Raw genomic sequence first — 12,692 nt, 5'->3', positions numbered from 1 at the left:
CCCGGCTGTAGTGTAAGTCTAATCACTCAAAGCTATCAGACCATGAAAAAGTTCACTTTCATTTTAGGCATGAGCGCCCTGGCGCTCCTTATGTATGCCTCCTGTTCAAACCCCATCAATAATAGCGGCGACTGGAAAGCCAAAGCTGATTCCCTCCAGGCCAAACTGAACCAGTTTGAGCAAAACCAGCAAGAAATCAACACCTACCTGACCCGTTTCGACTCGCTGGATTTCGATTTTTACAGCCACCAGCAATGGGACAGCCTCCAGCTCAGCCATGCCAGCAACATTGTAGTCACCTATCCCGATGGACATCAGACCACCGGTATTCCCACTCATATCAGCGAACTGAAACCCATGTTTGTGTTTGCACCTGATACCCGCATCGTAAGCCATCCCATTAAATTTGGCAGTGGTAAATACACCTGCGTAGTGGGAGTGATGGAAGGCACTTTCTCTCAACCAATGCCTGGCAGCGGCGGTAAATCCATTCCGCCTACCGGCAAAAAATTCAAACTGCAGATGTGTACCGTAGGAGAGTGGAAGGACGGTAAGATGATTGCGGAAACGCTCTTCTGGGACAATGCAGCCCTGATGAAACAGATCATGCCATAACCATCGTTATTGATGCGATATCAGGCTCGCGCCGGGAATATCTTTTTCATTCAGCGCTCCATGAAACAATACCGTATAGGCTTTCCCCGCTTCCAGTTGTAGCCCCGACAAAGCTGGAATATCAATTGTTTGTCCGTTGGCACTTACGGTTAGTGAAATCGTACCCGCGTCAACGTTAGTAAACGGGCCGATTTCATAAGCGGCGCCGGTAGGATTGCTCCCGCCGGCGCTCGCATAACCCACTTTTTGAAACAATACGACTTCGTTGTTATGCTGACGCAGTTTTACCTGTACATCACCTATGCCCCAGGCGAAATGTACAAAGCGCAGTTTGGCTTTACCTGCCGGCGCGCTGCGCAGATCATCATAAAAAAGTACCAGGGTATCCTTGCTGCGGTCATATTTTCGGGCGGCCGCAAATACGGTATGATAATAATCCGGAATAGGCCCGTTGGGCCCACCTGTTTCCGTATAGGCGGCACTGTTACCAAACTGCCGGGAGGCTTTGTAACTGGTGCCGTTGCCTTCGGTGAAGTTGATCTGTACGTTACCATAGGGGGTGGGCAGATAGGGAGAGGCCTGGTTGATGCCGACCGCCGTGGTAGTGATTTGCCGGGTGAATGTCCAGAACTGAATGCCGGTGGGTACGGTACGGGCATTGACAAAACTGATGTAAGCGTTGAGGGGAGGCCTGTCTGTTCCGTTGATGTCGAGATAATCGCTTTTGGAGCAGGCACTCAGGGCCAGTATTAGCAGGATGGGTAGATACGGTTTCATGTGTACTGTTTTTAGGTAGATGATCAGAATTTGCCATAGAGCCTGATGAAAGGCTGTATGCCTGCGCTGCCGTTTTGTATGCCTACTATGGTAGGGTTACGGAGGCCGGAGATGGCAGGGTCGGTGTAGTCGCCCAGTGTATTGAAAACATTGTTGACACCTATTGTCAGTTGTATTTTAGGATTGAAGAAATATCCGGCAGAGAAGTCTGTTACCAGTATGGGTTTCAGCTCCTGAAAATAGTAGTCTGGTTTGGGAAAATTAGCATTCTGCGCAGTCGCTGTGGTAACTGGTCCGAAGTAAACGGTGCGCAGCAGCAATGACCATACAGGGGTGCTCCAGGCGCCCTGTAGTGTAATTTTCTGGCTGGGAATATTGGTGGTGACTCTGGCCCTTTCTGCTTCACTGAAGATAACATACTTGTACTGTTCCAGTCCTTTGGGAGTATTGATACCAGTGACTTCATTTTTTACGAAGTTACCGCCAGCCAGCAGTTGCAGGCTGCCATGGGCCAGCGGGAAACGATAGCTGCCGGTGAACTCTATCCCTGTAGTGCGGGTGCTGAAAGCGTTATAAAAAAACTTCGCTTGTGTGGTACCGGTTTGCAGCAGCAAGGCACGTACATCGGGAGGGAGGTTGTTGTCGTTGGCAGAGAAGTTACCGGTGTTGCCTACACGATTATTGATTTTCACATAATAGGCATCGGCTGTCAGTTCTGCGTTGGGCACGGGTTGTGAGGTGATGCCTGCTGTGTATCCGGTAGAGCGCTCGGGCGTGAGAGACGGGATGCCCAATGCACGGGTGGCTGCGCTTTTATTGGAGGCTGTTACCTGATCGATGGCGCGACCTTGCTGGAAGCTGGTGGAAGTTTCTGTGTAATAAAACTGTGCGAGGTCAGGCGCACGGAAGCCGGTGTTGGCGGAGGCCCTTATGTTGAACCAGGGTGCGAAACTATATCGGGTGGCTATTTTACCGGTTGTTACATTGCCGAAGTCGGAGAAGTTTTCGGCCCTTAGTGCTGCAGATACGAGCCATTGTGCGGTGATTTTAGCTTCTATATCTATATAGCCAGCCACAATAGCACGACTTACATTCACTTCGTTGGATGGCCGGAAGCCTGCATGTATCTGTGATCCGGGAGAGAGGCCGTTGAGGGCCAGCAGTCCGGCATTGCTGAGATAAGGGACTCCTGCCACGCTGGTATCAATCCGGTAGATAGTTTGCAGATCTCCTTTGATATAGGAGGCCTCTTCGCCGGCGATGATCTGATAGGTTTCCGTGCGGTACTGTGCACCAAAGGCTATATTGAGGCCGTGTAATACACCTGCAAAGTGACGGCTGATATCGAGGCTGGCGGTGTTCTGCGAGCCGTTGTAGCTGCCGGCGTTAAAGGTGGTAGGGCTTTTGGCGCCCAGACTGGCATTGAGTGAATTGCTGATGATATTGCTGAAATCATTTTTGCCATATACATTAGACAGATCGATGTTCCATTGATTCACTTTTCCTTTTATGCCGATGGCCAGCGACTTATCGGTGATACCATTGTCCATGGCGGGCAGGAAACCATCGGGATAGAGTGTGGTGTTGTTGCGTTCTGTCCATCCGGGTAGGCGGTATACGGCTGTGAACTGGGAAGTGCGGCGGCTGATGCCTCCGAAAGCGTATACTTCTACTTGTTCTTTTACGGGAATGGCTGTATTAAAAAAGAGTAGTGCATCTTTGGCTTTGTTGGCGCCGGCGCCGCGCTGGTCGAAGAAATGGCGGTCTATGCCCCGGCTTTTCAGGATAGCGTCGTCGATATCTTTGGTATAGATGGCATCATAGTCTCTGGTGTTGGCGCCGCCGCCATAAACGGGACCGTTGTACAGGCCGGCATCATCGCGGCCGGGTTGCAGCGCGATGGCCTGGGTAGCGAATTCGGCGCTTACGTTGAGGTAACCACCTTGTTGTCCTATTCTGGTACCGTAGTTGACGCCGGTGCGGGTACTAACGCCGTCGCCCCTACGTCGTGTGGTGGCGGTAGTGTTCACGAGGATATGGTCAGTCTGTTTTTTTAGTACGATGTTGATAACACCGGCGATGGCGTCGGAACCGTATTGGGCTGCCGCGCCATCACGGAGTATTTCTATGCGGTCTATGGCGCTGACAGGGATGGCGTTGAGATCATAACCGGTAGCGCCGTTGCCCAGACCACCCCAGTTGACGTTTGCACTCTTGTGGCGTCGTTTGCCATTGACCAGCACCAGCAGCTGGTCTACGCCAAGGCCTCTGAGCTGGGCCAGGTTCAGTGCAGAACCGGCATCACCGGCATTACTGCCGTTGATGGAGTGAAAGGAAGGAGCAATATACTGCAGCAGCTGCGTAATACTGGTTTGCGGGGCGGTCTGTTGCAACGACTTTATATCGATGATATCTACCGGTACCGGTGAATTGAGTTTGGTACGGTCGGCACTCCGGGAGCCAACTATTTGTATTTCTCCCAGTTGTTTGGTAGTGTCGGTGAGATGCCTGATCTGCGCCGACAAGCCGGAAAACAGCAAGGGTGTGGTGACAGTGAATATAAATTTTTTCATGCGCTGGTTGGTTGTTGGTTAAGGTCGTTGAGCAAAACGGTCATCTGTCAGGGCTACCAGGAAGGCTTCCAGGTCCTGTATCTCCTGTTCGCTCAGATTGAGTGGTTTGTTCAGGGAGAGGTCCCTGCCAATACCATCGGGTACGACAATGTTGGGGTTGTTGTAATAGACAATCACTTCCCGGAGAGTTTTAAACATGCCATTATGCATGTAGGGAGCGGTAACCGCTACATTACGCAGGCCGGGAACTTTAAAAAATCCTTTGTGGGTGCTGTCTTTGGTGGCTTCATAGCGGCCAGGGTCGGGGAGTGTGGTACCGTTATACAGACCGATGTTTTTAAACCGGTCGGCGGTAAAGTCTTCCCCGGAATGACAGTTGTTGCAGTTGGCTTTTCCGATAAATAATAATCTTCCACGTTTAGCCGTAGCCGTTAGTGCGTTTTCATCGCCGGCGATATAACGGTCGTATGGGCTGTCGGCTGTTTCCAGTGTTTTTTCGTAAGCAGCCAGGGCCTGGGTGATATTGGTGGCGGTGGCTGGTCCGTTAAATACCTGTTCGAATAGATGCCGGTAGCTGTCGTTGGCATTGAGCCGCTGTACTGCTTCTTCGATGGGTAGTCCCATTTCATCTGGGTTGATAATGGGCTGCAGTGCCTGTGCCTCCAGTGTTGGTGCACGACCGTCCCAGAAATAGCTGGGGCGTCCGGATAGGTTGGTGATACCAGGTGTATTCCTTTTGGTTGGTGTATGATGAATACCCAGACTGAAGGCAGCAGTATCCGCAAAGCCGTGACTAGGCTGGTGGCAGGAAGCACAACTAATACTCAGATCTTTTGATAGTAAGGGTTCAAAGAAGAGTTTTTCTCCCAGTTGTGCCTTTGTGGGCGGATCGCTGTTGCCTGTCCGGAAACCGGCCAGGATGGCGTACAGACATAGTACGCCCAATAAAATGAATATCATTTTTTTAGGGGGCATCGAAATTATTTTAAGAGAAAAGAAGGGCTGTAACGTAACATGTAGCTACGCCTCCGATCATCAAACAGTTAAATAAAAAAGCAGAAAAGGGCTGGTGGGAGAGATTTGGTTGTCATTCCCGGGAGAACAGGCGATGTTACCTGTTCTCCCCAGGAACTAATCGGGGTAAGCAGAGAATGGATGGTTTAGTTTATTGAGCGTTGGCTACTAACTCCACTGTGAGATCGAAATCATCATAGATGGCTTTATCACCAATACCCTCAAAGAAGCTTTTAGAACCGTATTTGATGTTGTATTTGGTACGGTCTACCTTCAGATCCGCTTTGGCTGTCAGTTTGTTACCTGCAACAGCTACTGTAGCCGGGAAAGTGATCGGGTTGGTAATACCTTTGATAGTCAGGTTGCCGGTGATATCGTATTTACCAGCGCCTTTAGGTGTTACTTTGGTGATCACAAAACTGGCAGTTGGGAATTTCTCTACACCAAAAAAGTCTTCGCTTTTCAGGTGACCCAGCAGTTTGGCGTTACCATCGGCATCTTTGATGTCGGTAACAGCGATGCTGCGGGTGTCGAGGCTGAAGCTACCGCCTTTCAGTACGTTGTTTTCAACGTCCAGTTTACCATCGGCTACGTTGATAGTGCCGCTATGCTGACCAGCTAATTTTTTGCCTACCCAGTTCAGTTTGCTCTGGTTTTTGTCTACCTGGAAGGTAGTAGCTTTTTTAGTAGTGACAGCACGGGCAGCTTTTTCTTTGTTGCCAGCAGTTGCAGGAGAGGTTAAAGACATCAGTATGATGGCGCTTCCCATGAATACCAAGGATACTAATCGTTGCATATGAGTGTGTGTTTAAAATTTTGCTGCAAAGTAATTTGATTTACGGAGAAGCGTTTGCGCAAAGCGGAAAAAAACTGTTAAATTTTATTTTTCTGCGATGAGTGCGTCCAGATCCTTGTTCCACCGCGCCACATAATCCTGATAGTATTGGCCGGTGATTTCTCCGGTGTAACCGGTATGTATCTGTCTTACTTCTCCTTTACGGTCTATAATGATAGTGGTCGGAAACGCCATCATGCGGTTGAGCGCCGGAAGTTTCTCTGACGCCACTTTCTTATCAGCAATGCCACCAAAAAGAATATCATATTGAATGTTGTATTTGTCTTTTAATTTACCCAGTGTGTAACGGGCATATTCCAGGTCGTCTTTTTGTTCAAATCCTATTGCGATCGCTTCTACGCCTCTGTCTTTGTTTTTATTGAACCAGGGTGAGAGGAAGGAAGTCTGATCGGTACAGTTGGGACACCAGGTGCCGATGATTTCCACGATTACCACTTTGCCTTTGTATTTCTCATCGCTGAGGGATACATTTTTTCCGTTGAGATCTGGCAGCGTGAAGTCCAGCTTTTTATATCCTTCTTTGAGATAAGTCAGTTTATACGGGTCGGGCAGTTCTATGGCAGCATTTTTATTACCATCGAATTTGATGTTGTTGTAGATGCCCAGACTCAGTTCGCCGGTAAGTGATTTATCGTCATTGATTTTTCCTTTGATGTAGATGGGGCTGGGGCCTGTGAAGCCGGACAGTTCAAATTCATCGCCATGGACGGTGCCTTCCAGTTCACGGCTGTCGCCTACTACTGAGAGGATGACACCCGTTAGTTTGTTGCCCTGTTGTTTGAGTAGTCCCACACGGTTAGGCGTGGGTTCTTTGCTGTAAATGGAGAGGTCCCATTTACCGCTGATATCGTATTTGGGTGTTTCTTCCGTACCAGGTGGGGCGAAACGGTAGTCCCGCCCGTATTCTGCGTAGAAGGGTAGTGCATTACCGCGGAAGTTGGGCACCAGACTTCTGTATTCACCGGTGATTTTTCCATCGCTTTCTATATGGGCCACCAGCGCGGCATCGTAGGTATTCATTTTAATAAATAATGAATCACGGCCAATGCGCTGTACATGAAAATCATCGCGGCGGGTGCCGTTAATTAGCGTAAATACGGCATGTTCAGGGTCTTTGCCTTTTAGTTCGAAGTTAAATGGTACGCTGGATTCGCTGAGGGTAAACACGCCTCTCCAGACACCTTCTTTTACAAAAGGTTTTTCAGGGTTGCCGGCAACAGCGCTGCCCAACAGAGATACAGAGAGGAGACCGGTCATCAGTAATGACTTATGTGTTTTCATGGTGTTATATTTTTTTGGTTGAAGAAAAAGATGTGCAGAGGCGTCCGCCAGGACGCGCAGCAGCAAAGGGATGTCCATCATGATGGCATCGCCCGTAGGGCAAAAAATACCTGTAAAAAATAAAGGGAAAGAAAGGATGCTACGGAACCGGCTATACGCCATTTGTCCTGTTCCTGTATCATCAGGAGTGCATCAACATCGGAAGGATAAAACAAGCGGTTTCATGCTAATTAATTTATGGGCTTCCCTGAAATAGTGGGTGGATAAACTAATGATTGGTGGCTTTGTTGTTGGTGGTGAAGCAAAGATAGGAGCGGCTTTTTATATTTCCAAATAAAAGTCTATAATTTTTGTAGACTAATTGCTTTTGATGCCTACAACCGCAATCCTGCTATCTTTCATTAATATGACCTATTTTTGCGGTTTAAACAATCTGACTTGAATAATTCTGTTTTTTTAATAACGCCGCCATTTACACAGCTGAACACGCCTTATCCGGCCACTGCTTACCTGAAAGGGTTCCTGAATACCAAGGGGATCAAAGCCTTTCAGGCAGACCTGGGCATAGAAGTGACGCTGGCATTATTTTCCAAACAGGGATTACAGCAGTTGTTTGCCAGCATAGAGGCTGAACCGCCGGCCACGGCTTTGTCTGAAAATGCGGCAAGGATCATTGCCCTGCAGGAGGATTATGTGAATACCATTGATGCGGTGATTCTGTTTTTACAGGGGAAAAACCCTACGCTGGCGCATCAGATCAGCAAGCGGGATTTTTTGCCGGAAGCATCGCGCTTTGCGCAGCTGGATGATCTGCACTGGGCCTTCGGCTCCATGGGCATGCAGGACCGGGCCAAACATCTGGCCACGATGTATCTGGAAGACCTGTCGGACCTGATCATGGAATGTGTAGACCCGCATTTTGGCTTCAGCCGTTATGCAGAACGCCTGAGCCGCTCAGCCAACTCTTTTGACGAACTGTATGATGCCCTGCATGTGGGGTATACTTATATTGATCATATTCTGACAGCATTGCTGGCTGAAAGGATGGAAAGCATACAACCTGCTATGGTGGCTATTTCGGTGCCATTCCCGGGCAATCTGTACGCCGCTTTCCGCTGCGGGCAATGGATCAAACAACATTATCCGCAGGTGAAAATAGCCATGGGCGGTGGTTTCCCGAATACCGAGCTGCGTTCGCTCAGCGATCCCCATGTGTTTGAGTTTATCGATTTTATCACGCTCGATGATGGAGAAGCTCCCATAGAAACCCTGGTGGCATTCATCAACGGTGAGAAAAATGTGGAAGAGCTGAAACGCACGTTCCTGCTCCAGGACGGGAAAGTGACCTATATCAATAATCCATCCTGCCATGATTACAAGCAGAGCCAGGTAGGCACACCCGATTACAGTGATCTGCTGCTGGACCATTATGTATCTGCTATAGAAGTGGTGAACCCCATGCACAGCCTCTGGAGCGATGGCCGCTGGAACAAGCTCACCATGGCGCATGGCTGCTATTGGGGTAAATGTACTTTCTGTGATATCTCACTGGATTATATCCGCGTGTATGAGCCCATAGCCGCATCTCTGTTGTGCGACCGCATGGAAACCATCATAGCGCAAACCGGAGAGAACGGCTTTCACTTTGTGGACGAGGCTGCGCCGCCGGCGCTGATGCGGGCGCTGGCACTGGAAATCATCCGGCGCAAACTCACCGTCACCTGGTGGACCAATATCCGTTTTGAAAAAAGTTTTACCCGCGATCTCTGTCTGCTGCTCAAAGCTTCGGGCTGCATCGCCGTGTCCGGTGGGCTGGAAGTGGCGTCTGACCGCCTGCTGGGCCTGATTCAGAAAGGTATCACCGTAGCCCAGGTGGCCAGAGTGAACCGCCATTTTACAGAAGCAGGTATCATGGTGCATGCTTACCTGATGTACGGCTTCCCAACACAGACTGCACAAGAGACGATCGATTCGCTGGAAATGGTGCGGCAGATGTTTGAAGCAGGGATCTTACAATCCGCGTTCTGGCATCAGTTTACAATGACCGCACACAGCCCGGTAGGGAAGGACCCTGCTAAATTTAAGGTGCAAAAGGAAACAGAAGAAACCGGCACCTTTGCCAACAATGATATCATGCATATCGATCCTACCGGCGCCGATCACGAGAGTTTCAGCTACGGACTGAAAAAGTCCCTGCTCAATTATATGCATGGCACCTGCCTGGACTATCCACTATCCAAATGGTTTGAGTTTAAAGTCCCCAAAACCTCCGTAGCACCGGATTTTATCAGCAAGGCGTTGCAGGAGGAAGAAATCGGTACGGTGAAGCCTACTTCGAGAATAGTATACCTTGGTAAACAGCCTGTGGTAGAAACCATCACCAAATCCAAAAAGGGTAATACCTGGGAAGTGGCTTCTATTACTTTCCAGAATAAGAAGGAAAAAATGAACATCAGTGTGGAGCCTTCACAGGGCGAATGGCTGGCTAAGCTGCTGGATGAGGCGAAGGTGTCCAATCCCAAAATCCTTACGCTGCAGGAAGTGAAGGATAGTTATGAGGCGGCAGGCCTGGAGGATTTTGAACTGTTCTGGGATAATAAGCCAGTGAATACGCTGTACAGATCAGGGCTGCTGAAGCTGTAGCCTGTGGTGGCAGAGGCGCCATCCGGATATTTTTACGTGGTATCACCTGTTGTGATACCACTGCCGCTATTTGATTATTGGTCAACCCCGACATAAAGTCTTCAACATCCCCATCTCCCATAAAATAAATATTTACATTATATTATATCTTTATCTGTTTTAATTTAACTTTCTGTAGGAATTATCCCGGTGAAGACCCCGGGGAAAACCCCGGTATAAGGCATAAGAAAAAAGTTGAATATTTGCCCTAAACTAAATACAACAACATGAGCGACAAAATGATGGTCACCGGTTACACCGCTGATAACCACGGGTATCTGAAAGATACTACTATACCTATCAACTCCCACATGCCCTTTACCGGTAATCCGAGTACTTCGGGAATGCCTGTCACTGTGAGTGCTTTTTACGGAATGTTATATCATTTTTTCAATTACCTTAAGAACAATGATGAGGTAAACGATTTTTTTCAGGGAGTGTACGGTATTGAATTCAGCAAGGCCTCTCTCTTCAGGTTGCTCGGCCAGCAGGGTTGTGAGTATGTCCGCTTCAACTTTGCTATTCCGGATGCAGACGAAAAAATCAGTCTGCTGGCGCATGGGTTGGACATCAACCGTAAACCGATCGGTTATGATGCGTTGATGGAAAAAGCCCAGACGGGTAAACTCTGGGATGGTCCTGGAGATCCGGGAGCGGAAGAAAGAGGTAATGGTGGTGAAACCAACCAGCCATTGGAAGCTTTGTTTGCAGCCCTGAAAGCTAGCGGGCATCCGTTTGGAGCCGCTACACCAGAAGATTTATAGTAACTAATTAAAAAATTTTGCTGCGCCGATGAACGCCTGGATCTATGGATATTATGTGATGTTGCTGCTTTGTTTTGCTATCAGCCTGTTTCACTTGCAATATGCGCAGGTGAAGCCCCTGGCGGTGTTGCTGGCAGTGTCGATATTATCAGAAGTAGTGGTAGAGCTGATCGGAAAGCGCAGTGACCGTTTCTTTATTGTCTACCACTTTTTTGTGGTGCTGGAATATAGTCTCATAACAATTATTTTGCGATCAGGGATCAAAGACGAGCGATGGCGGTTACTGATGTGGATTTCAATATTCGTGTTCGGAGCGGTGTCACTTGTATATAGTTTTGGTTTTAACGGATGGCGTTATTTCCCTGGTATTAATATCACCATTGAGAGTTTCCTCGTCATATGCTGGTGCCTTTTGTCCTTTTTTTCTATCACCCCAAACAGTGAGGCATCTATATTCCGGCACCCAGATTTCTGGCTTACCCTGGCCTTTTTCTTTTATTTCGCCGGTTCTATGTGTGTTAATGGCTTTTATAATCTTTTATTGGCCAGTGATGCGCGGTCGGCAAAACAGCTTTTTGCAATTTTAAATTCATTATCCAATTACCTGTTGTATATTATGCTGATAAAAAGCATCATATGCTTCCGGTCAAACAGGATTTCTTCGTAGCTGTAGTACTCATTACCTTACTATTTACCATTATGGGACTGGTAGTGGTTGCGGCAGTCATCAACTATAAGAAAAAACAACAGGCTTACCTTCATCAGCTTAAATTAATGAAAGAAGAGTATGATAAACAATTGATGTGGTCCCAGATAGAAATGCAGGAAGAAACCTTTGCTCATCTGGGACAGGAGCTGCATGATGATATAGGCCAGTTGTTAACCAGCACCAAATTACTGATTAATGTTACCCAGCGTAACCTAACCGAAGCACCGGAAACATTGAAGATCGCGGAAGAGACCCTCAGCACTGCCATTCATCACCTGCGCGCGCTTTCCAAATCGTTTAGCCGTCAGTGGCTGGACCAGTTCAGCCTGATCGACAACCTGAAGGGCGAAGTGGCCCGTATCAACGCGAGCCGCGCCATAGAGGTGAAGCTTACCCACGAACTGGCAGAACTGCCGCTACAGGCAGAACCGCAGATCATCCTGTTCCGCATTATACAGGAGGCCATACAAAACTGTATGAAACATGCCCGTCCACAGGTAATCGATATCAGTATTCGTATAGCCAACAGGGTTTTACTACTGATCATTGCCGACGATGGCGCCGGTTTCGACAAAGCCGGTATGTCTGCCACCGGTATGGGCATCCGGAATATGCAACACCGTACCCAACTACTGGGAGGAACTATCAACTGGGAAGTTACGGATGCAGGAGGAACCGCTGTGCTGATAAAATTACCCGTTGAACAAAACTAGTTATGAACATCAAAATTGCTATCGCAGACGACCATCAGTTATTCCTCAAATCACTCAGCCTGCTGATAGCAGGCTTTCAAGGCTTTAGTATTGTGGCCGAAGCTGTCAATGGAAAAGAGCTGATTGATAAAATCGCCAGATTGTCTGCTCCCCCTGATATCGTACTGCTCGATGTAAACATGCCCGTTATGGATGGCCCTAAAGCCACCGCCCAGCTACAGAAAGAATATCCCGGCATACGCCTGGCCGCTTTGTCCATGAAAGAAAATGACAACACCATCATTACTATGCTCAAAGCCGGCTGCTGCGCCTATCTGCTCAAAGATATCCACCCGGTGGAACTGGAAAAAGCACTCCGTGAAATACATGATTCCGGCTACTACCACAACGATGCCTCCAATGTCAACTATCGCCGGCTGATCCTGCAGGCAGAACAAACAGAGGCCATCACCGAAAGGGAAAGGGAGTTTCTCAGCCTGGCCTGCAGCGACCTTACCTATAAAGCTATCGCACAAAAGATGAATGTTTCTGAGAGAACGGTAGACGGCTACCGGGAAATACTGTTCCACAAACTGAATGTACAAAGCCGTACTGGCATGGTGCTGGAAGCGCTGCGCCGCCAGCTGGTATCCCTCTGAGCTAATGGCTGATCCGATTAAAAGCCTGTAGGCAGCATGATTTTACCGGTAAAAGAATGCGCTTTACCGA

Annotated in this window: 11 protein-coding genes; 6 read left to right on the top strand and 5 right to left on the bottom strand. The window is 48.5% G+C overall.

What is annotated here, in order from left to right:
* The first annotated feature begins 42 nt into the window (after positions 1-42).
* Complete coding sequence (locus DF182_RS00155) at positions 43-615, top strand: ester cyclase (protein ID WP_211327011.1); 573 nt, start codon at positions 43-45, stop codon at positions 613-615.
* Between the two features lie 6 nt (positions 616-621).
* Here the strand turns inward: DF182_RS00155 and DF182_RS00150 are convergent, their stop codons facing one another.
* From DF182_RS00150 to DF182_RS00130, 5 genes are all read right to left on the bottom strand, one after another.
* A complete protein-coding gene (locus tag DF182_RS00150) occupies positions 622-1,392 on the bottom strand; it encodes a DUF4397 domain-containing protein (RefSeq protein ID WP_113613669.1) in 771 nt (256 codons plus the stop codon).
* Between the two features lie 23 nt (positions 1,393-1,415).
* A complete protein-coding gene (locus DF182_RS00145) occupies positions 1,416-3,965 on the bottom strand; it encodes a TonB-dependent receptor plug domain-containing protein (RefSeq protein ID WP_113613668.1) in 2,550 nt (849 codons plus the stop codon).
* Between the two features lie 18 nt (positions 3,966-3,983).
* Positions 3,984-4,940, bottom strand: a complete 957-nt coding sequence (locus DF182_RS00140; RefSeq protein WP_113613667.1) for a cytochrome-c peroxidase — start codon at positions 4,938-4,940, stop codon at positions 3,984-3,986.
* A 190-nt stretch (positions 4,941-5,130) separates the two neighbouring features.
* Positions 5,131-5,775: a YceI family protein gene (locus DF182_RS00135; protein ID WP_113613666.1), complete on the bottom strand. Its 645-nt coding sequence runs from the start codon at positions 5,773-5,775 to the stop codon at positions 5,131-5,133.
* A gap of 84 nt (positions 5,776-5,859) precedes the next feature.
* Positions 5,860-7,116 carry a peroxiredoxin family protein gene (locus DF182_RS00130; RefSeq protein WP_113616718.1) on the bottom strand — a complete coding sequence of 419 codons (1,257 nt, stop codon included), beginning with the start codon at positions 7,114-7,116 and terminating at the stop codon, positions 5,860-5,862.
* A 438-nt stretch (positions 7,117-7,554) separates the two neighbouring features.
* Between DF182_RS00130 and DF182_RS00125 the strand changes: the two genes are divergently transcribed.
* The 5 genes from DF182_RS00125 (at position 7,555) to DF182_RS00105 (ending at position 12,622) form a co-directional block, all read left to right on the top strand.
* The gene (locus DF182_RS00125; protein ID WP_113613665.1) at positions 7,555-9,759 is read left to right on the top strand and encodes a B12-binding domain-containing radical SAM protein; all 2,205 of its coding nucleotides are present in this window, start codon (positions 7,555-7,557) and stop codon (positions 9,757-9,759) included.
* Between the two features lie 266 nt (positions 9,760-10,025).
* Positions 10,026-10,562: a hypothetical protein gene (locus DF182_RS00120; RefSeq protein WP_113613664.1), complete on the top strand. Its 537-nt coding sequence runs from the start codon at positions 10,026-10,028 to the stop codon at positions 10,560-10,562.
* Between the two features lie 28 nt (positions 10,563-10,590).
* Positions 10,591-11,229, top strand: coding sequence for a hypothetical protein (locus tag DF182_RS00115; protein ID WP_113613663.1), 639 nt, complete (start codon positions 10,591-10,593; stop codon positions 11,227-11,229).
* Positions 11,199-11,984, top strand: a complete 786-nt coding sequence (locus tag DF182_RS00110; RefSeq protein ID WP_113613662.1) for a sensor histidine kinase — start codon at positions 11,199-11,201, stop codon at positions 11,982-11,984. The genes DF182_RS00115 and DF182_RS00110 overlap by 31 nt, the downstream gene beginning before the upstream one ends.
* A gap of 2 nt (positions 11,985-11,986) precedes the next feature.
* On the top strand, positions 11,987-12,622 hold the full coding sequence (locus DF182_RS00105; RefSeq protein WP_113613661.1) for a response regulator transcription factor: 636 nt from the start codon (positions 11,987-11,989) through the stop codon (positions 12,620-12,622).
* Positions 12,623-12,692 lie beyond the last annotated feature (70 nt).

This window comes from Chitinophaga flava (assembly GCF_003308995.1).
In the GTDB taxonomy this organism is placed as follows: domain Bacteria; phylum Bacteroidota; class Bacteroidia; order Chitinophagales; family Chitinophagaceae; genus Chitinophaga; species Chitinophaga flava.
This window is presented reverse-complemented; position numbering and strand designations above follow the sequence as displayed.

What these genes read in the sequence shown, in the direction of transcription:
- DF182_RS00135 (WP_113613666.1), bottom strand. Translation starts at nt 5,775, where the DNA reads ATGCAACGATTAGTATCCTTGGTATTCATGGGAAGCGCCATCATACTG.
- DF182_RS00115 (WP_113613663.1), top strand. Translation starts at nt 10,591, where the DNA reads ATGAACGCCTGGATCTATGGATATTATGTGATGTTGCTGCTTTGTTTT.
- DF182_RS00130 (WP_113616718.1), bottom strand. Translation starts at nt 7,116, where the DNA reads ATGAAAACACATAAGTCATTACTGATGACCGGTCTCCTCTCTGTATCT.
- DF182_RS00155 (WP_211327011.1), top strand. Translation starts at nt 43, where the DNA reads ATGAAAAAGTTCACTTTCATTTTAGGCATGAGCGCCCTGGCGCTCCTT.
- DF182_RS00110 (WP_113613662.1), top strand. Translation starts at nt 11,199, where the DNA reads ATGCTTCCGGTCAAACAGGATTTCTTCGTAGCTGTAGTACTCATTACC.
- DF182_RS00145 (WP_113613668.1), bottom strand. Translation starts at nt 3,965, where the DNA reads ATGAAAAAATTTATATTCACTGTCACCACACCCTTGCTGTTTTCCGGC.
- DF182_RS00150 (WP_113613669.1), bottom strand. Translation starts at nt 1,392, where the DNA reads ATGAAACCGTATCTACCCATCCTGCTAATACTGGCCCTGAGTGCCTGC.
- DF182_RS00105 (WP_113613661.1), top strand. Translation starts at nt 11,987, where the DNA reads ATGAACATCAAAATTGCTATCGCAGACGACCATCAGTTATTCCTCAAA.
- DF182_RS00120 (WP_113613664.1), top strand. Translation starts at nt 10,026, where the DNA reads ATGAGCGACAAAATGATGGTCACCGGTTACACCGCTGATAACCACGGG.
- DF182_RS00140 (WP_113613667.1), bottom strand. Translation starts at nt 4,940, where the DNA reads ATGCCCCCTAAAAAAATGATATTCATTTTATTGGGCGTACTATGTCTG.